This is a genomic window from Sphingomonas echinoides (assembly GCF_029623395.1).
GTDB lineage: Bacteria > Pseudomonadota > Alphaproteobacteria > Sphingomonadales > Sphingomonadaceae > Sphingomonas > Sphingomonas echinoides_A.
In genome coordinates this window covers 44,859-64,970 of sequence record NZ_JAPYKK010000021.1, presented here as the reverse complement: position 1 = coordinate 64,970, position 20,112 = coordinate 44,859, and the positions used below count along the sequence as shown (strand labels likewise).

Sequence of the window (20,112 nt, the reverse complement as noted above, 5' to 3'; positions counted from 1 at the left end):
CACCGGTGATCTGGTCAACGCGACCATCCGGCAGGTGGTCCGCGTCTCCGCGGCAGGCAGCGCCGTTCGTCTGCGGTTGTCCAACGAAGGCGGCGTGGACGTGCTTGCGATTGGAGCGATGCACGTCGGCCTCGCGGGGCCGAACGGATCGGTTGTGCCCGGCACCGATCACATTGTCACTTTCGCCGGCCTGCCTGGGACCAACATCCCGGCCGGAGCGCCGTTGGTGAGCGATCCCGTCACGCTCCCGGTTAAGGCGCTCGATAAGCTCGCCGTATCGCTCTACGCTCCCGGGCGGCTGCCGGTCCGGAACGTGCGAGTGCTATGGCAGTATGTCGCCGGCACGAGCGGCGACAGCGGTGCGATGTCAAGCCTTCCCGACGCGCGGTTGGCGAGCGCGCCGGTGATCCTTACCCAAGTCGAGATCGCACCCCTCCAGCCGACGAGTGTTATCGTCGCGCTCGGTGACTCGATCACCGAAGGCTATGGCTCGACCAACAATGCCTTCCGCGGCTGGACCGATCGGCTGGCCGAGCGACTGGCAGCGCGGCCGGGCAAACAACGGTGGGCAGTGTTGAATGCAGGAATCGGCGGAAATCGTCTGCTCGGCTACGGTGCAGGTCCAAATGCACTCGCGCGGTTCGACCGCGACGTGCTGAGCGTGCCCGGCGTGAAGACCGTCATCTTGCTTGAGGGCATCAACGATATTGGTCGCAGCTTCAGCCCCCGCGGACCGAGCGATCCGGTAACGGCGGACGCCCTCATCGCGGCGGACAAGCAGATCATCGAGCGGGCGCATGAACACGGCATCCGCGTAATCGGTGGTACGCTCACCCCGTACAAGGATGCTGGCTATGCTAGCAAGCAGGGCGAGGAGGTGCGACAGGCTCTTAACAACTGGATCCGCAGTTCGGGTGCCTTCGATGGCGTAATTGATTTTGCATCTTCCGTCGCTGACAAGACCGATCCGCTAAAGATCGCCTCCGCCTTCAATGACGGTGACAAGCTCCACCCGAACGATGCGGGCTACAAAGCTATGGCAGACGCGGTTGAACTGCGAGTAATTACCGGGATGTGAGCGGCTCGACCGTACCAGATCCTCGGTCCCGTACCCGCTGTATCAACGAGCCCCCCTCGCGGTCGTGCTGCTATGCGAAATCTGCGGGAGCGATGGGCGTTCCATAACTTGTAACTAAGGAAATGCATTTGCGCGGTCTAGATTTCAGCTCTTGGCAGAGCCTGCTCGTCACCATCTCGGCTGACGCTGGTTACGCTGTTAGGGGTTGGGCATCCGTCTGCTCGCACAAATGACGTTCCAGCAGCGCCGTGAGCGAATGAACCGACAGATTAATGAGCTGCTCATGACACTTATCGCCGCCTATAGGGTCCTTGGCGGATCGTTTACGGGGGACCTGACCTTGGATCCGGCTCGCCGGCGGGAGCTAAGCAGCGTCGCAGATGAGCCAATGGCGGCGTTGGATCTCCGTGCGGAAGGCGTAGCGCGGTCGGACCGCACGCGCCACATCCGAGACGCGGTCGAGGCAGCGATGTCTGACATCATCCTGCTTGGTACAGACGAGCATGTACGGCTGGCGGACAAGGCGTTCGCGAACTGGTTGCGGGGCACCCGGTCCATACGCACGAGTTGGTCATCGAGTTGGTCATGTCGCTGCGTGCGTTCGTACGCGGGCACTCAATACTATCCCAGCCGATCTGACCTTCGCGCGCTAGGGACCCACCCGTCCGGCATCGCCCGTCGGTGGTAAAGGCAGAAGCGGCAAGGACGATGCTGGCCGGAACGGTGGTGGTATGAGTGGCGGCTGGCTTAGAAGCGGCAGCGTGGGTTATGATATTCCTGCCGGCGACCCGCACCGTGTCGCGGCGCAGGACACAGAGCGAGAGGCAAGCCCCCCGATCTCAGCCAATTAGACCGATAAGGTAAAAGCAGGGTAGCTTTCCGCCTTCCCAGATCCAGACATCTGCTCAGAGAGCGAATAGCGCAGGCTTCCTCGCCGTCGCGTCGCTTTGAGGCATCCGCAGGATGCGATCTTCACCATCGTCCGCCTAGCGCTCGCGCTAAATCCGTCGAAGTCTGCAACTGGCGCGTACGAATGTCGAGCAGCGACCGCTCGGCATCCAGCGCGGCGGTCTGCGCGGTGACCACCTCGAGATAGTCCGACGCGCCGTCGCGGTAGCGGATCAGCGCGAGTTCGCGCGTATGCTCGGCCGCGGCCGCGGCGAGGCTCTGGTCGCGCTCCTGCGCGGCAAGATAACGCTGGCTCACTAGGTCGTCCTCGACCTCGCGGAAGGCGGTGAGCACGGTCTGGCGATAAGTCGCCGCCGCCTCTTCGAATTCTCCGCGCGCGATCTGCACGCCGGCCCGGCGACGCCCGCCATCGATCAACGAGAGCGCGGTCGACAACGGTCCTAGCGCCCAAAAGCCGTTCGATGCGCTGAGCAACGCGCCGCTCGCGGCTTCGAACCCGCCCGACGCGCCGAGCGTGATGCTGGGGAACAGCGCTGCGCGCGCGACGCCGATCCGCGCGTTGGCGGCAGCGACGCGGCGCTCTGCCGCGCCGATATCGGGCCGCCGCTCCAGCAAGGCCGAGGGCAGCCCGGCGGTGAGGATAGGGGGCGCGGTCTGTCGCTCAACCACCGAAATGGCAAAGCCCGACGGTGCTTCGCCGGTCAATACCGCGATCGCATGTTCATCGCGCTGGCGGTCGATCGACACGGCCTGCAATTCGGCTCGGGCACTGGAGAGCAGGTTCTGTGCGCGGCTGACGTCGATCCCCGAAGCGATCCCGCCGGTGTGGCGTGTATCGGTCAGGGTGAACGCGCGCTGATACGCCGCAACCGTCTGGCGCAGCAGCACGATCCGCGCGTCGAGCCCGCGCATATCGAAATAGACGTTTGCCAGTTGCGCCTGCAGCGCGAGCCGGACGCCCGCGAGATCGGCGGCGCTCGCGGCGGCGTTCGCGCGCCCAGCGCGGATCGCATTGCGCACCCGGCCAAACAGGTCGACCTCATAATCAAGCGATGCGCCGACAGTCGCGACCGAATAGGTCGCCGGATTGCCCAACGACAGGGGCCGCCCCGCCGAAACGCGCTGACGCGAGAGATCAGCTCCCGCGCTGATCTGCGGCACGCGATCCGCACGCGCCTGACGAAGCAGACCCTGCGACTGATCGTAGCGCGCGACGGCCGCGGCGAGATCGGCATTGCCCCCTTCGATCCGCGTTTCGAGCGTGCTCAGTTCGGCATCGCCGAACACCTCCCACCAGCGCCCGGTGGGCGGGACCGCGGTCCCGGCGGTCTGCCAGCCGGGAACTGGCGCATCGGCTTCCTTATACGCCGCCGGCACGGGCACCGACGGGCGCGCATAATCCGGCCCGACAGAACAGGCCGCGGTTGCCAGCAACACCTGCGCCGCGATAGCCCGCCCCAGCCACGTCTTACCGTGCGGCATTGGCAGCCCCCGCCCCGCTACGGCCAACCGCTACCGCGTCGCCTTCTGCAAGCGCATCAGGCGGATTGTCGATGACGCGGTCCTGCGGCGTCAGGCCCGAACGGATCTCGACCGTCTCGCCATGATCCTGGCCGATCACAATCGTCTTGAGATGTGCCTTGCCGTCCTTGCCGACCAGCGCGACCTGCGTACCGCGCTCGCCCGTCAGCAAAGCACTTGCCGGGAGCGCCATCGCACCGGTAGCACCGGCGACCGGGAAGCTCGCCTGCGCATAGGCTCCCGGCTTCAACGCGCGGTCGCCATTCGCCGCCTGCAGTTCGACGAGCACCGTGCCCGAGCGCTGGTCGACCGCGCCCGCGGTCCGCGTCAGCACCGCGTCGAAGGTGCGCCCGGCATATTCCGGAAGTGTCAGCCCGACATGCAGCCCGGGATGGACCTGTGCCGAATAGGATTGCGGCACGCGCACATAGGCCCGCATGCGGGTAACGTCCGCAACGGTGAACAACGGGGTCGACGCCGCCGTCCCCGCAGTCACCAGCGCGCCGATATCGGTCGAGCGCGTCGTTACCACCCCCGAGAAAGGCGCGATCAGCCGGGTAAAGCCCTGCGTGAAGCGATAGCGCGCGACGTTGGCGCGCGCCGCATTCGCCACCGCGGTCTTGGCGGCGAGATCACCGATCTTCTCGTCGGTCTCCTGCTTGGACACTGCGTCCTTGCTTAACATGTTACGCCACCGCGTCGCGGTCGAGGCGGCGAGCATCTGGTTGGCGCGTGCCGTCTCGAGATCCGCCTGCGCGGCGGCGAGCTGCTGGTCGACCTCGGGCGCATCGAGCACCGCGAGGGTCTGGCCCGCGCGCACGCTGTCGCCAATATCGACATACCATTTGCGCACATAGCCGCTCGTCCGCGCGAAGATCGGCGCGCTGTTGAGCGCCTGCAGGTTCGCAGGGAGTGTCAGTGCGGCGGCGCTTCCCGCCGCCTTGGGGTGGATCACCGTGACGGTCGGCGTCGCCTGCGCCTTGGTCCACCCTGCGAGCTGCTGCTGGGAATGCGAACGGTTGGCGATGCCGAAACCGACGACGCCGACCGCGACCACCGCAGCGACGATCCCGACCGTTTTCAGCGATCGGCCCTGGCCGGGCTCAGACATGCACTCTCTCCATTTCGGGGGGCGCCGACGCTGCAGCGTCGGCTTTGCGCCGGTGAACCAGGCTGAACACTACCGGCACGAACAACAGTGTCGCGAACGTGGCGACGAGCAACCCGCCGATTACTGCTCGGCCAAGCGGCGCATTCTGCTCGCCGCCCTCGCCCAGCCCAAGCGCCATCGGCAACATGCCGATGATCATCGCGAGCGCGGTCATCAGCACCGGGCGGAAACGCGTCATCCCCGCCTCGAGCGCCGCCGCGGTCGCGTCGCCCAGCTCCGCTAGCCGCTCGCGCGCAAAGCTCACCACCAGGATCGCGTTGGCGGTCGCCACGCCCATGCACATGATCGCGCCGGTCAGCGCCGGGACCGACAACGTCGTTCCCGTCGCGAACAGCATCCACACGATCCCGGCTAGCGCACCGGGAAGCGCGGTGATGATGACGAACGGATCGAGCCAACTCTGGAAATTGACGACGATCAGCAGGTAGATCAGCACGATCGCGCCGAGCAGCCCGAAGCCCAGTCCCGAGAACGCGCCGTTCATCGTCGCATATTGCCCGCGTAGCGTGACGGTCGCGCCTTTGGGGGCCTTGTCCTTCAGCTCCGCCAGCACCGCCTTGATATCGCCCGCCACCGCGCCGAGATCCCGCCCCGCCGGGGTTGCGTAAATGTCGGTCACCGGAGCGATATTGTAGTGCGAGACCACCGCCGCGCCGTTCGACCGGACGATCGTGCCGATCCCGCCGAGCACTTGCGACGTCCCGTCCGCGCCCGTCACCGGGATGCTCGCAAGATCGTCCATCGACCCGACGCGATATTCGGGCGCCTGCGCGACGACCGGATAAGACACGCCATTCTCGGGGCTGAGGAAGAACACCGGCGCGGTCTGCGATGTCCCCGCGAGCGAGCTCGCGACGCTGGTGGTAACGTCGCGCTCGGTCAGGCCATATTGCCCGATCCGGCTGCGATCGACCACGACGTTCAATTGCGGGTAGCGTGCAGATTGCTGGATCCGCCCGTCCGCCACACCCGGGATAGCCGCGATCCGCCGCAGGATCATCCGCGCATAGGCCTGGTTCGCCTTGGCATCCTTCCCCGAGATCTGGATGTCGATCGGCGCGGGCGCGCCGAAGTTGAGGATCTGGCTGGTGATGTCGGCGGGCAGAAATGAGAAGGTCGAGCCGGGAAAATCACGTGGCAGCCGCTCGCGCAATTGCCGGACGTACGCCGCGGTCGGGGCATGCTCCTTCGACAGCTGGATCAATATGTCGCCGTCCTGCGGTCCGACCGTTCCCGAATTGTTGTACGTCGTGTTGATCGAGCTCACCGGCAGCCCGATGTTGTCGACCACCGAAACCAGCTCGTTCGCCGGGATGATCTGGCGGATCCGCCGCTCGATCAGGTCGAACTGCGCGGAGGTCTGCTCGATCCGCGACCCCACCGGTGCCCGCACGTGCAGCGCCATCTGCCCGGCATCGACCGCGGGGAAGAAGTTCTGCCCGAGGAACGGCACCAGCAGGAACGACAGCAAAACGACCGCAAGGAAACCGATCACGAACGGCTTGGGCCCCGCGAGCACGCGCTCCAGCATTCCGCCATAACTGAGACGAAAACGTTCGAAGCGATGCTCGAACCCGCGCTGGAAGCGGACCAGCGGGTTGCGCGACCCAGGCGCGCCCGCTTCATGCTCGTGCCCCGGCGCGTGGGGTTTGAGCAGGTACATTGCCATCGTCGGCACCAGCGTGCGCGACAAGACGAACGACGCGATCATCGCGAACACCACCGCGAGTGCAAGCGGGACGAACAGGAACCCCGCCACCCCCGGCAGGAAGAACATCGGCACGAACACGATGCAGATGCACAACAGGGACACGAACGCCGGGGTCACGATCTGCGCGGCGCCGTCGAGGATCGATTGCGTCACCGATTTGCCTTGTTCGAGATGCCAGTTGATGTTCTCGATCGTCACCGTCGCATCGTCGACCAGAATGCCGACCGCGAGGCTCAGGCCACCCAGCGTCATCGTGTTGAGCGTGTTGCCCGTCACCGCCAGCCCGATGATCGCCGCGAGGATCGCGAGCGGAATCGAGATCGCGATGATCACGGTCGAGCGCCACGAGCCGAGGAACAGCAGGATCATCAGCGACGTCAGCGCCGCCGCGATCGCGCCTTCCTTGACCACGCCCTCAACCGCCGCCTTCACGAACAGCGACTGGTCACCGATCGGCACAATCTTGAGCGCAGGCGGAAGCGTCTCCTGGATCTTGGGCAGCGCATCCTTGATCCCCTGCACGATCGCGAGCGTCGAGGTCGCGCCGTTCTTCAGCACGGTCATGATGACGGAACGCGATCCGTCGACATGGACGACGTTGGTCTGCGGTGCGGAACCGTCGCGGACATGTGCCACGTCGCGCATGTAGATCGTCGCGCCGTTCGTCACCTTGACCGGGATACTGTTGAGCTCCTCGATCGATCCCGGCGCGTTATTGAGCCGGACACTATACTGGAACCCGCCGATCTTCGCAAAACCCGCTGGGTTAATCTGGTTCTGTGCGGCGATCGCGTTGCCGACGTCCTGCGCGGAAAGCCCCTTGGACTGGAGTGCCTCAGGGTCGAGATCGATCTGGATCTGCCGCGTCTTGCCGCCTGAGGGATAGGGAATTGCGGCGCCGGGCACGGTTACCAGCCCAGGGCGCACCTGGTTGACCGCCAGGTCGAACATCTTGCCTTCGGATAGCCCCTTTCCCGACAAGGCAAGTTGGACGATCGGCACGGTCGAAGCACTGTAGTTGAGCACCAGCGGTGGCGTGACGCCGGGCGGAAGCTGCTTAAGTACGGTTTGCGAGACAGAGGTGACCTGCGCAGTCGCGGTGCGGACATCGGCGCCAGGCTGAAAATAGATCTTTACGACCCCGATACCGGGTAGCGACTGGCTTTCGATGTGGTCGATGTCGTTGACGGTCGTCGTCAGCACGCGTTCGAACGGGGTAATGATCCGGCCCGACATTTCGTCCGGCGACAGGCCGCTGTACTGCCATGCGGTCGCGATAACGGGCACGCGGATGTCGGGAAAGATGTCGACCGGCGTGCGGATCGTCGCGAGCACGCCGACGATCGCGATCAGGATCGCCATGACGATGAAGGTGAGCGGACGCATCAGGGCCACACGGACGATCCCGATCATGCAGTGCCTCTCGGATGAATCGGGCGGTAAGCGGAACCGCGCTTGGAGCGATCATTCATGCTTGGGGAGGAGACCTCAGCTCGATGTACGCCTTCATCATGTACGATGCGGCGCTGCCCCATTCGACCTTTGTTTCTGACGTGTCTAATATTGTTTCCCGCCGGATCGAGAGGTATTAGCTATCAATCATGGAGCTTCGCCACCTAAGGTACTTCGTCCAGCTCGCTGCCGATCTGCATTTCGGACGCGCAGCTGCGCACCTTGGCATTTCGCAACCACCACTCAGTCAGCAGATACGATTGCTCGAAGAGGAGCTTGGCGTGATGTTACTGGAACGGACAAGCCGGCGTGTCTCGCTAACTCGAGCAGGCGTGCTGTTCCTCGACGCGGCGAGGCGTACCCTGTCAGAAGCGGACCGCGCCGTTCTCATCGCGCGACGGGCCGCCCTTGGCGAGCTCGGCGCTTTACGCATAGGGTTTAATGCGTCTGCGCCGTTCATTCCGCTGATTGCCGCAACTATGTTCGCCTTCCGCGAAGGTCATCCCGACGTCGATCTGACCCTGACCGAAGTCGCTGGCGCGGCACAGATCGCCGCGATCGGTGACGGCCTTCTTGATCTCGGCTTTCTGCGGAGTCCGGCGCGGCCCGCGGTACCTGCGGGCCTGACTACAAGGCTGATCTTAAAGGAACGGCTGCTGGTTGCCACCCGAACGGATAATGCTCTTGCCATTCGAACGGGGTTGCACCTCTCCGACCTCACCGATCAGTCGTTGGTAGTCTACTCTAGCGACAAAAGCGGCGGTTTTACTGAAACCCTGCTTGAGCTGATGCGTACCGCTGGAGTAGAGCCTCGCATCACCCAAAGCGTTCGCGAAGTATCGACGTTGCTAGGCCTAGTCGCTGCTGGAATTGGTATTACAATCATCGCCGAGTCACTGTCGTCGCTCCAGTCGGCCGGACTTGCCTACATTCCGCTACTAGACGAATGGGCGACGTCGGAGATGTGGCTGGTGCACACCGACGTGCCGTCTTTTCTGGTGCAGCGATTTTTAAATGTTCTCGAGGACGCAGGGGAGGGCGCTAGCGGCAAATCAGCAGACTGACGAAAGCAAATACGCGCTCTCCCCTGCGTTGCAGCGCGAGGCCGCAAGATGCCGAGCTATGCACGGGATCATTCAAACAGCAGCAGTGCCGATAGCGAATACTAGGCTAATACCTTGTGATCTTCGCAAATAACCGACCGGTCCTGAGCGCTAACCGCTTGGCCGATTTGGGCTGCTATGTTAGCCTGTGATCGGTCACAATGGGCAGGTCACGCAGCGCTGTGGATCGAGGCCTTCGGCCAGCGCCTTCCCCGTCATGAGGTAGAAGACTACAAAGGCGGCATGTCGATGATCGTACGCAGCGCAACGCTAGAAGACGAAACCGACGTTACTCGGTTGTGGCGGTCCTGCAATCTCGTGGCGAACTACAACGACCCTGCAACAGACTTCCGCTTTGCGATGCTAGGCGCCAACTCGACCGTTCTTGTTGGCGACGCGGGAGGCCGTATTTGCGGGAGCGTTATGGTTGGACACGATGGACACCGCGGCTGGCTTTATTATGTCGCCTCCGCCCCTGATCAGCAACGGCAAGGCACCGGTCAGGCAATGATCGAAGCTGGAGAGCAGTGGCTTCGGGAGAGAAACGTACTCAAGGTCCAGCTGATGATCCGGGACACGAATACGGCGGTGGTGCCCTTCTATGAGCGCCTCGGCTACGAGGAGGCGCCCCGCATACTCATGAGCAAGTGGCTTAATAAAACCGATTAGACCCAGATGCGGACGTTCAGGGCACCCAAGCGGCTCGCCAAAACCAGACACTCGTTCACGTCCGAACCTAGCCTGCCTTGTCGAAAGTGGGCTCACACCAAAGCGTCGGCGTCAGAGCCTCGATGCCCTCAACAGTTTAGGTCGGCCGCCTGCCAGCCGGGCGGCTTGCGGGCGGATGTAGGCTGCATTGTCTCGCTCAAAAGCTTACGATGCGGGGACAGTAATCTACTTCCATCGGCTCACTTGCTGTATTACCATACTAGCACGGCTGTGATCTAAGGGGCGATGTATGGCGCAGTTATGGAGGTTGGCGGCGATCATCGCTGCGGTCGCAGGCGCGTCAATCGCGTCGGCGCAAGCTTATCGTCCGTTCGATACGAGTCAGCTGAAGGGACCGCGTTCCGGACCACACAACCAACTGCTCGTGCTCGGCAGCACGCATCTATCGGGCTTGCCCGCAGCATTCAGGCCCGAGCAACTGACCCCGGTCCTCGACAAGCTGACGTGCTGGCGCCCGCAGGCGATCGCCATCGAGGCGGTGTCTGGCTCGCAGTGCGATTTCATGCGGCACTACCCCGATCACTACAAAGACAGCATCGAAAGCTACTGCTGGGACCCGACACCCGCCGCCAAGGCAACCGGGCTCGACGTGCCGTCGGCGACGGCCGCCTGGAGCCGCCTACTCGCCGCCTGGCCCGCGACGCCGTCGGCTGCCGATCGTCGCCGCCTCGCTGCGTTATTTCTTGCCGGCGGCGAAGGAGCTAGCGCGCTGGTCCAATGGCTGCGCCTTCCGGAAAACGAACGCCACGTCGGCGAGGGCATCGACGCGACCCTGGTTGCGCGGCTCGAGCGGCTACGCACGCGGAACGACGAAAGCCTATTGATCGCAGCCGCATTGGCTGCCCGGCTCGGACTGGAACGCGTTTACGCAATGGACGACCACACCGCCGACGCGCCGGTCACCGATGAAAAGGGCTACGAAGCCGTGATCTCGAAGGCTTGGGACAATCCCGCTACCACGAAGCGAAAGGTAATGGATGCGGCGTTCATGGCTAGGCTAGGGCAACCGGGAACCATGCTTGCAATGTACCGCGCCTATAATCGCGCCGACCAGGCGAAGTTGACTTTTGCCAGCGATTTCGGTGCCGCGCTGGAAGAACCTTCGCCGGAACACTTCGGACGTGACTATGTCGGGTATTGGGAGACACGCAACCTGCGTATGGCGTCGAATATCCGCGACATGTTTGCCATGCAACCAGGCATCCGCGGGCTCGTCGTCGTCGGTGCCTCACACAAGCCGTATCTTGAAAGCTATCTCAACCAGATGCATGACATGACGGTAGTCGATGCTGAGGCGGTATTGCGCTGATCGACGAGCGCTTCAGCATCATGCCGGCAGCAGCGTTCAAAATCTCAATAGGCAAAGTCGACCTTCAGAGTGACGGCTCAGACCCAAACCCGGACATTCGCGCACCCTTCCCCGCTTCCCAACTTCAGACATTCATTCACCTGCGCTCTGACTGCGACGGGCGCATGCTCCTTCGATCCAACTTCGAAGAGTAATGTCGCCCTTCTTCAGAAACAGGTGAGGACGCTGTGCTTAGGCGGGACGACAGTGTGTAGGAGGTTGGCTACGACAGTCAGCATCCGCGTGAGCGCGAAAGGTTTCTGTACGATCACGCTGCTCGGCACGCCTTCCGATACCCAATCGGCACCGCTGTCACCCGTCATATAAATGACGACAACGCCCGGATCGCACTGGCGAGCCATGCGTGCGACATCCCATCCGCTTGGCCCGGCACCCAAGCGAATATCAGTGACGACGATGGCAAAATTCCGTGTTGCCAAATGCGTGATCGCATTCGCTCCGCTGCTGCTCGCCAAAATAGAGAACCCCGCTTCCTCAAATGCATCGACCAGCGTCATGAGGATCAGTGGTTCATCGTCGACGATCAGGAGCTGTGGTTTTGTTTCCAACGCTGCTTCCCCTTACTTCGAACTCTGCGATTGCCAAACTTTCGGATCGATTGCGGTGGACGCAGCTACCCAGTGCGGTGCAGTGCGGCACCGCTCTGCGCCGGACCAAACAGATAGCCTTGTCCATGGCTGCACCCTTTCTGGCGAAGCAGCTGGCGCTGGAGCTCGGTTTCGATACCTTCAGCAACGACCTCTAGCGACAGGCTGTCGGCAAGCCCGATCACCGCGGAGACGATGGCAGAAATTTCCTGATTGTCGGCCATTCGCTGGATAAACGAGCGATCGATCTTGACCACATCTACCGGAAAGTCTCGCAGGTGAGAAAGCGAGGAATAGCCTGTGCCGAAATCATCAAGTGCGATCCGTACGCCCGCACAGTTCAGCAGTTTAAGTGCTCGCGCAACATAGCCAGCGCCGCGTTCGCAGAATACATGCTCGGTAACTTCCACCTCAAGGAAGGACGCCGGGACCCCAGCATCGCTCCCATGTCGAAGCAAGCATTCGGCATAATCGTCGCGCAAAAACTCGACCGGGGCGGCGTTGATTGCGACCCGTCCGAACCGCAAGCCCTGCCCATGCCACTGCCGGATGTCGGCAAGGACGTGCCTCCGCACGTGATCGCCGATCCTGGACGCAAGCTCATAGTCCTTGAAGGCCTCCTCCACTGTATCCGGACCCTGCACGCCGCGTGTCGGATGGATCCACCGAAGCAGGGCTTCGTACCCGGTGACTTCTCCGGTGCGCAGGTCGACCTTGGGTTGGTAGTGTGGAACGATGCTATCGTCGCGGAGCACGGTCTGCGCAAGACTGAGCTGGGAAGCGGCGCACTGGGCCTGATGGCGCATCTGGTTGCGGAAAACGCTGAGCCCGCCGCGGCCGGACCGCTTGCGGGCGTACAGCGCTGTATCGGCGTTATTAAAAAGTTCGAGCGCGGTCGTGGCATCCTGCGGAAAAAGGGCCCCGCCGATGCTGACGCCTGCGTTCAATACTCGTCCGCCAATCGTCACCGGTGTGTTGAGACGCACGGCGATGGCATCGCCAGTCTTTTGCAGCTGTTCCTCGTCGCTAAAGTGCTGGACGATGATCGCGAATTCATCGCCGCCCAGTCGGGCCGTGAAATCAGTTGGTCGGGTACCGTCCTGAAGCCGGTCTGCCACGGCCTGAAGAAGCAGATCGCCGGCGGCATGACCCAATGTATCGTTGATATGCTTGAAATGATCTAGATCGAGCAACAGCAGCCCGAACGGAATGCCAGTCCTCGCGGCGCGAATCGTCTCTGCCTCAAGATGTGCTTGAAACGCGCTACGGTTGGCGAGGCCGGTGAGCGCGTCGTGTTCGCTCGTCCACTTCAGTCGGTTTGACGCTGCCTTGCTGTCGGTGACATCGCGGCAAATCGACAGCAACCGCAAGACAGTGCCGTCCGGATCTTTGATCGGCGTGACCAAGACGTCCCACCATTTCGCGACCCCACCGTTCGTCGGGCGCATAGCGCTGAAGCGCGCGACCCCGCCCGAACGCGCCGTTTCTAGCGCGGCACCCATCCTCGATCGAACTCGCTTTGGCCAAAAGTCTGACCAAGGCCGACCTAGTACGGTATCGCCGCTACGCATTTGCAGCGCCCGACACCCGGGCTCGTTGATCAATTCCACCCCACCATCAAGCGAGATCACCACGATACAATCGGCACTCGCATCTAGAATGCTACGGTAAAGCGCTTCACTTTCGCGAACCGCGTCCTCGGCCTCCTTCCGGGCGGTGATGTCTCGCGATACGCCGATTACGCCGCATATGTCGCCGTTGACGATCCACGGGACCTTCACGGTCTGGAAATGCCGCGGTTCGCCATGAATCGGGATGATCTCGTCCGCAGTCACGGGCTTCCGCGTCATGAAGATCTGACGATCGGTGCCCTGATAACCGACCACGAGATCAGGTTCGAACAGATCTTCTGTCCGCAGGCCAGTCTCGAGCCCGCATCCCTCGCGCAATGCGCGATTGGAGAGGATGAAGCGTCCCTGACGATCCTTTGCAAAAATGAGATCGTCGACGCTGTCGATCACCGTCTGGAGCAACGTCTGTTCGCGGTTGCGGTCCACCTGAGGCTCGGCCGCCGGAGCAAGGAGCGTGTGAGGAGGATCAGACGCGGGCTCCACCCCAGCGTTAAACGGCACCGGGGGCAAGGCTGCGGTCGATTTGCGCTGACGCGGGCTCATGAAACGCCAGCGCATACGAGACGCAACGTCTGAATCTGGTCCGCCGTCTCGATTCCCGCCATATCACTGGCGGCCCAGCGGACGGACGCGAGGATAAGTGGGCGGTCGGGCAGCCGAACAATGACCTGCTGGCCCACTTCGAGAACCGCGTCGATCTCAAGCCGCATGCCGGAGCGCGAGACGTCGCGTACCGTTGAGTGATAGCATAACGATCCAATCGCAATCCGGCCCGTCAGATCAACCGGATACCGTTTGGACCGCGACGCATGGGATACGAGAAAACCGGGATCGACTGCGTCCGAACAGCTAAAAATATGAAGGGCATCGACGAGGTCGATGCCGAATTTGGGACCGCGGACCCAGCGAACGCTTCCCTGATGGAAACGATTGCCCCCGATCGAAAAGATAAGAAGGTCCGTAGCGCGGAGCGGTGTCATCGTCTCTCCGGCAAAGCCGGTGCGCGAGACGTTCACAATGCGCATGTTGGCATAGCTTACCACCGGCAGCACGTCCGCTTTAAGCAGCACTCGGCTGCGTGGGGCGCCACGACGGTCGGATGGCTCTGCCTTCCCGACGTTCAGCAAGGACTTCAACCGATCTACGAGCATAGCGAAGCGTTCCGCTCAATGCTGCGACGTTCCCGAATGAGAAGACGCCCTGCAACAGTATCAATTTGAGGTAGGATGACGGCAGCGAACAGCATGGTAGCCTCCGGGTGCCAGAATGCGGCAGCCGGGGCGTCTCCTCAACGTCGGCTTGGCGACACTTCAGGACAAAGAAACGTCATTTCCGTCCTGGTCGCCCGCCCCTGAACCGGAGGTACGGAAACGGCTGCGATATTCAGCTGGCGTAACTCCTATCCGGCGGAGGAAAGCGCGGCGCAGCGTTGCGCTCGATCCGAAGCCCGCTGCATGCGCGATCGACTTGATGGGGGATCGGCTGTCCTCCAGCAGCCCTCGCGCGATGTCTACCCGGGTCAACTCAACGTAGGCGGCCGGACTCGTGCCCAATGCGCTATGGAATAGACGCGTCAGGGTGCGCGGATTCAACCCTACTAGGGCGGCAAGCGCCGTTACACCGAGATCGGCCCGGGGATATTCCAGGATATGCAACTGGATTCGATCGAACGGACCGCTAGCACCCGTTTGCACCGTAAGGGCGGCACTGAATTGCGATTGTCCGCCCGGCCGTTTGAGGAACACTACGAGACGACGCGCGACCCATAAGGCTAAGGCACGACCGTGGTCCTCCTCAATAAGCGAGAATGTCAGGTCGATCGCCGCTGCGACCCCAGCCGAGCTGAACACCGGCCCGTCGCGGACGAAAATTCGGTCTGCCTGGACTTGGATCTCAGGAAACTTTGCCGCCAAGCGATCTGCATATTCCCAGTGCGTAGTAACGGAACGCCCCGACAGGAGCCCGGTATCAGCCAACACGAAAGCGCCAGTACAGATTGAGCCAAAGCGCCGTGATTGCCGAGCCTGCTCACGCAACCAACGTTGGACCGGTTCGCTTGGGGTTTGGGGTAAACCGTAAGGACCGACCACAATCAGCGTATCGGGAGGGCCGAACGCATCTGCAATCCCGGCGTCGGGAAGGAAACGGACACCCGATGCGCTTTTCGCTGGAAACCCATCTTCGGTCACTAGCTGAACGTTATACGACTGCCCATTCGCGATCTTGCAGTTTGCTTCGAATAGCGCATCGCGCACGCCAGCGATTTCCAAAAGATGAACATTGTTCGGCGCGAAAATCGTGATGAGCACGATCGATCCTTCGCTCGGCGGTAATCGCCTCAAAGACACTCTACGCTTCGCTGAGAGCGATGAACAGAAGATTGGTTGGCTGGCATGGGTCCGAACTGGGCGTTAGCCGCCCGGCCGTCGTGGGTCTGGCAAGACCCATTCTCGGTCATTCATGGCGACCCGCTCGCTGCCCGATTCAGGCCGTTTGTTCACCTTGAACGTATGGACTTGAAGCGGTTGAAGTTGGGTTTTCAGCTGATTGCATAAAGCCGAAGCGAATTCAGGTGGTCAGGCATTTGCAACAGCTCTGCTCGATTTTCTCTTTGGCACCGCTGTAGTTGAAGGGCGATATCGCAGGATGAAATGCCGAATAGGTCGCCTACTGATCCTGCCGCTGCTGCTCGCCGGTGCGTCCGGCCGCGGGGATGCGCAGAGAGCAGGTATTTGGGAAGCGCAGGCCGTTGTTGACGGGACGCCGCTCGGCTCTCCCGTCAGAGAATGCCATCTAGCCGGCGCGCAACTTGCCATCATGCAAACATGGCCTGCGGGTTGTGTCGCAAAGCCTCTGCAACACACGACGTCAGGCATCACTAGCGAGGCAAAATGTGACAACACCAGAACCGGTCCATCGCTGCTTCTGCGGCAGGAGCTGACAGGCGACTTGGACCGACGCTATCGGATCGTGACATCGAGCCGGATCGATGGAACTGCAACAACCCAGCCAACGCATCGCTCGACCGTGGCATTGCGGTATCTTGGACCGTGCGCCGGTCGAGAAAGCACGGTTTCTGAATCGGATGCGGCTAGTCAGCGCAGGCCGGCGCGAGAGCCGCTGTCAATCGTGATTGCCCGGATCATCCTACCTCTCATCCTAATATTAGGCTTCATTTCGGCGACAGGCTGGTTCTTCCGCCGGCGCTGGCGAGATCGACGGGAGCAGTCGACCGTCAAGAACATCGTACTCGGTGAAGCTGGCGAGGCCACGATCCCCGTCTTGGTCACCTTCACGGGGGTTCGAGGTCTGCCATGGTGGTACAGCATCGCCATGAACAACGCCGCACCGCTTCTGGTCATCGAGCCTGACGGACTACGCTTCCGCGTCATCCGTCGGCAGCATCGCTCCTTTGCCGAGATCGCGTGCGTGGATGTCCACCAAGCCTGGCGCACAGTGAACCTCGACTTCACCTTCCACGGGTCGGCATTTACTTTCGCTGCCAACGTCGGCACGGTCGCGCTGGCTGCGCATGTTATCGCTTCGCTGCCGTCAGGCGTTCCCCTCTCGCCAAGCGCACAGGCGCTGAAGTCGGCCACGTTATGAACGCGATCGCGATCTACATGTTGAGCGGTACGGTGCTGAGTAGCATCATTGCCGCGGCAAAAGACCGCTCCATCGTCTTCTGGGCGGTGTTCGGGATCGTCGCCGGCCCGATCGCCGTCGCGGTCGTCGTGTGGCTGCCGTCCCGTCGGCCCGTTGCCCCGCCCCGGCGTCCGCCTTATGCGATGCGCTCTATTGCTGACGAGATCGACGCGCTAGACGCCATGCGCCAGCGCGGAATGATAACAGACCTTGAGTTCGCTCAGGGCAAGGCGCAGATCCTGGCATGGCCGGTTACGTCGCAGATCCCACCCGCACTCTCGCCGCAGCGCGTAATCGCGGACGGCAGGCGCACTTGGGCAAGCTATCATCCAGCCACACGGGCGGCCTTTACGAACCTGGCAAGCCGTCATTGTCTCGATATCCACTGGCGTGACGACCTACCGTTCGAGGTGGTTGCCACCTATCCGGTGCAGCTAGGCCTCTCGCTGGCGTTCACGATGGCGCTGGAGAAGGGCGCGGTCCACTGTTGGGGCGAGGGGTGGGATCTTGAAAGCGCCGAGATCGGACGACCCGACAAGGGCATACCCGGCGACGTCGATCAGGCGCTTGACGCCTTGGTCGAAGGGACGGGTCGCATCGTCATTCGGACGGCCTACGGCACCCAAACTCCGTTTCATATCTCTCTCCAAATGTTGAGGAACGATCGATGGCGTACGGTCCGACGCCGCTTTCATCTGCCATGGCCGCCACTGTGGCAGCGGCGGATACTAATGAACGATCAGGCTGATAAGTTGACCGACGTTGCGTAGAGACACGGAAACTTTTCAAGGCGACATGGTGGATGAACGACGACAAAGCCGAGGCTGCTGAGACCTCGATGACGCCGGCGAACTATGCCGCAGCGGCCCATCCGCGTAGACCTTGGTGGAAACCATATCGTCGAACATGGATCATTTTTTTAGTCGCCATAGGCAGCATTGCCCTCTTCGGAGCGTTCAACTTCGGTGGACGGGACAGTAGCGGCGATGCGGCAGGGCAAGGCCTCGCAAGCGCATTCGAGGCTCTCTTTTTCATCGTTGGCGCATTCGTCATTGGTGGAGTGGCACTGATCATATGGCTGTCTCGCTACGTCCGCATACCAACGATCGTCATGGGAATCTTCGGGCTGGTAGCGTTGTCAGTTCTAGTCCTGATTTGGTGATCATACTTGTCGGTTGGGTAGCGGCCGTTGAGACCCAGAAACGTTCGTTCAACTCGCGTCTGGCCGCTCCCGCTTGCGGACGTTTGTTCATCGGAGCATAGGTTGTCTGCGGACAGGAACTGATCTCAAGGAATTTAGGAAGTGACGTTCGACGTTCCGCACTTTGAGCGCGAGTTCGAGACCTTCAGCGGCTCGACTTACCGGTACTTCAACGATGGCCCGTTCACCAGCTTCACGTCAGGCGCCGCGGACGGCTGGGAAGGGTACAAGCCGAAGCTAAGAGAGCGGGCGCTCGCGGAACTCGACGCGGGATCATGGACCGAAGGGGACATTGGCAGCGGCAAGATGCTCGACGGCGCCATAGCCGCGATCGAGATTGAGGGCACCGACCGAACGCGCAATAACCTCGTCTCGTGGGAAGGACGCTACGGTCCAGGCTCGGCGAGCCATGCCTCCCTCGTCTCGGCCCGGACTAATTCGCAGCGGCGGCAGGCGTTCGAACGGTGGCTTTGGGGCGCCTTCCGCACCGGTAGCCAGCCAGGCGAGCTGTTCGAGCGACTGCGCGAGTTGGCTGGCGACTGCTACCCATTGGCGGCCTATCTCTTCTTCCTGATCGACATTGATCGCTTCGCTCCCATCGCTCCACGCACCTTCGACGAGGCGTTCAGGCGGCTCGGTATCGATCTCAGGACGAGCGGGCACTGCTCGTGGGCGAACTACGCCGGCTTCAACGACGTTCTGGAAGCGGTACGGGCACGGCTCGCCACCAAGCCAGGTCTGTCGAACGCAAAGCACATCGACGCACACTCCTTCTGCTGGATGCTGGTCCGGATGGACGAGGAAAGGCGCGCTAACGGCACCGGACCCGGCACTGTGCGCTATGCTAGCGCGCAGAAGAAGTCGGTAGTCGAGATGGCGATGAACGCCATGGCTGCCGCCGCGCAGTCCGGTCAGACCACGACGACCATTCGCAAAACCAAGCAGGTCCACCAAACGCGGACTGAGCTCGAGGCGATCATAGCCCGACTGATCGCGGAGCAGGATGGACGCTGTGCGCTAACCTCGCTGCCGCTGCAGTGGCGTGGCGAGGCCGAGGACTCGGCGATGCTCGCATCCCTCGACCGCATCGACAGCGAAGGACACTATTGCGATGGCAATCTGCAGGTGGTCTGCCGCTTCGCGAACATGTGGAAGGGAGCGATTCCAGACGGCGAGTTCAGGCGGCTGCTCGACCTCGTTCGATCGTAGGGGCGGCCGTGACGAGAACCGAAGGCGCCATGCCTACTACCGTTCCGGAACCCGAGCTCGAGTTCATGAAGGTTCTCGACAACGAGTACCGAGCACGCTCTAGGCTCTCCGCCGCGTGCCCAAGACGAATATGGTGTTTCGCCGCTCGCAAGGCATGGCCAAGTTTCGCAAGCAGCAGGGCGGCATGTCGATGGCGAGGGCGTTGCAGGAGTCGATCCCGGTCGTTGCGCAGATCGTCGGCCGCGTCTCACCAGAGGTCATTATTTTCGCAGGTCACGATGCGCTTGCGATGTTCCATAAGACATTCGGGACCGCGCCTCTCGGGCCTTCGCTCGTCGCACCGGTGACCACGCCTAACGGTCGGTACTCAGCACTCGTCTATGCCGTTAAAGAGATCCAGTGCTCGATCCTGCCGCGGCCGGTCCTTGCGTGCGCACTGGCACACCCCTCAAAGTATGCACGTCGGGCGGAGTTTTTGACCGCCGAACAGGACATGAAGGTTCGCCTCAGTCACATCGGCGCTCGGCTTATAGAGATGGGACCGCCCATTGTCCGGTGAACAGGGGCCGCCCAAAATCGCACTTCAGCGGAGCGTTCGGGTGGAGGCAGCGGGGACCCAGTTGCAGACATTTACGACGCGCTAGCGGCTTTTCGAAACTGGCCGCTCGTTCAGGTTACAAAGTCGCCCGCCTTAAAAAGCCGTTTGGCCGGTTCCAGAAGCCGCGGACGAGATAGCGATGCTTGGCCGGTGGCGGAACTCGCCGCCCAAACATCCTTTGAGCGACACTTGGCAATG

General features: G+C 62.1%; 16 protein-coding genes. 9 read left to right on the top strand and 7 right to left on the bottom strand.

Annotated elements, in window-relative coordinates:
• Nucleotides 1–1,078 (top strand): SGNH/GDSL hydrolase family protein (locus QBJ92_RS13155; protein ID WP_277970158.1); only part of this gene is annotated, 1,078 nt, incomplete at its 5' end.
• Between the two features lie 972 nt (nt 1,079–2,050).
• On the opposite strand, the gene QBJ92_RS13150 is transcribed toward QBJ92_RS13155, so the two are convergent.
• The 3 genes from QBJ92_RS13150 to QBJ92_RS13140 are packed head-to-tail and all read right to left on the bottom strand — an operon-like array spanning nt 2,051 to nt 7,803.
• Entirely contained in the window at nt 2,051–3,469 is a 1,419-nt protein-coding gene (locus tag QBJ92_RS13150; RefSeq protein WP_277970157.1) for an efflux transporter outer membrane subunit, read from the bottom strand.
• A complete protein-coding gene (locus tag QBJ92_RS13145) occupies nt 3,456–4,619 on the bottom strand; it encodes an efflux RND transporter periplasmic adaptor subunit (protein WP_277970156.1) in 1,164 nt (387 codons plus the stop codon). Before QBJ92_RS13145 ends, QBJ92_RS13150 begins: the two co-directional genes overlap by 14 nt.
• A complete protein-coding gene (locus tag QBJ92_RS13140; RefSeq protein WP_277970155.1) occupies nt 4,612–7,803 on the bottom strand; it encodes an efflux RND transporter permease subunit in 3,192 nt (1,063 codons plus the stop codon). The genes QBJ92_RS13145 and QBJ92_RS13140 overlap by 8 nt, the downstream gene beginning before the upstream one ends.
• Before the next feature lie 188 nt (nt 7,804–7,991).
• Between QBJ92_RS13140 and QBJ92_RS13135 the strand changes: the two genes are divergently transcribed.
• From QBJ92_RS13135 to QBJ92_RS13125, 3 genes are all read left to right on the top strand, one after another.
• Nucleotides 7,992–8,906: a LysR substrate-binding domain-containing protein gene (locus tag QBJ92_RS13135; RefSeq protein WP_277970154.1), complete on the top strand. Its 915-nt coding sequence runs from the start codon at nt 7,992–7,994 to the stop codon at nt 8,904–8,906.
• 282 nt (nt 8,907–9,188) lie between these two features.
• A complete protein-coding gene (locus QBJ92_RS13130; RefSeq protein ID WP_277970153.1) occupies nt 9,189–9,614 on the top strand; it encodes a GNAT family acetyltransferase in 426 nt (141 codons plus the stop codon).
• A gap of 289 nt (nt 9,615–9,903) precedes the next feature.
• Entirely contained in the window at nt 9,904–10,983 is a 1,080-nt protein-coding gene (locus tag QBJ92_RS13125) for a DUF5694 domain-containing protein (RefSeq protein WP_277970152.1), read from the top strand.
• Between the two features lie 206 nt (nt 10,984–11,189).
• Here the strand turns inward: QBJ92_RS13125 and QBJ92_RS13120 are convergent, their stop codons facing one another.
• The 4 genes from QBJ92_RS13120 to QBJ92_RS13105 all read right to left on the bottom strand — a co-directional run bounded on the left by QBJ92_RS13120 (nt 11,190) and on the right by QBJ92_RS13105 (nt 15,570).
• On the bottom strand, nt 11,190–11,591 hold the full coding sequence (locus tag QBJ92_RS13120; RefSeq protein WP_277970151.1) for a response regulator: 402 nt from the start codon (nt 11,589–11,591) through the stop codon (nt 11,190–11,192).
• A gap of 65 nt (nt 11,592–11,656) precedes the next feature.
• Complete coding sequence (locus tag QBJ92_RS13115) at nt 11,657–13,687, bottom strand: EAL domain-containing protein (RefSeq protein WP_277970150.1); 2,031 nt, start codon at nt 13,685–13,687, stop codon at nt 11,657–11,659.
• A gap of 113 nt (nt 13,688–13,800) precedes the next feature.
• Nucleotides 13,801–14,412: a PilZ domain-containing protein gene (locus tag QBJ92_RS13110; RefSeq protein WP_277970149.1), complete on the bottom strand. Its 612-nt coding sequence runs from the start codon at nt 14,410–14,412 to the stop codon at nt 13,801–13,803.
• A 159-nt stretch (nt 14,413–14,571) separates the two neighbouring features.
• A complete protein-coding gene (locus QBJ92_RS13105) occupies nt 14,572–15,570 on the bottom strand; it encodes a GlxA family transcriptional regulator (protein WP_277970148.1) in 999 nt (332 codons plus the stop codon).
• A gap of 238 nt (nt 15,571–15,808) precedes the next feature.
• On the opposite strand from QBJ92_RS13105, the gene QBJ92_RS13100 reads away from it, so the two are divergent.
• From QBJ92_RS13100 to QBJ92_RS13080, 5 genes are all read left to right on the top strand, one after another.
• The gene (locus tag QBJ92_RS13100; protein ID WP_277970147.1) at nt 15,809–16,867 is read left to right on the top strand and encodes a hypothetical protein; all 1,059 of its coding nucleotides are present in this window, start codon (nt 15,809–15,811) and stop codon (nt 16,865–16,867) included.
• The gene (locus QBJ92_RS13095) at nt 16,864–17,676 is read left to right on the top strand and encodes an SHOCT domain-containing protein (protein ID WP_277970146.1); all 813 of its coding nucleotides are present in this window, start codon (nt 16,864–16,866) and stop codon (nt 17,674–17,676) included. The genes QBJ92_RS13100 and QBJ92_RS13095 overlap by 4 nt, the downstream gene beginning before the upstream one ends.
• A 32-nt stretch (nt 17,677–17,708) precedes the next feature.
• Entirely contained in the window at nt 17,709–18,068 is a 360-nt protein-coding gene (locus tag QBJ92_RS13090) for a hypothetical protein (protein WP_277970145.1), read from the top strand.
• A gap of 141 nt (nt 18,069–18,209) precedes the next feature.
• Entirely contained in the window at nt 18,210–19,316 is a 1,107-nt protein-coding gene (locus QBJ92_RS13085; RefSeq protein WP_277970144.1) for a hypothetical protein, read from the top strand.
• A 115-nt stretch (nt 19,317–19,431) separates the two neighbouring features.
• Nucleotides 19,432–19,875: a hypothetical protein gene (locus QBJ92_RS13080; protein WP_277970143.1), complete on the top strand. Its 444-nt coding sequence runs from the start codon at nt 19,432–19,434 to the stop codon at nt 19,873–19,875.
• Nucleotides 19,876–20,112: the final 237 nt, after the last annotated feature.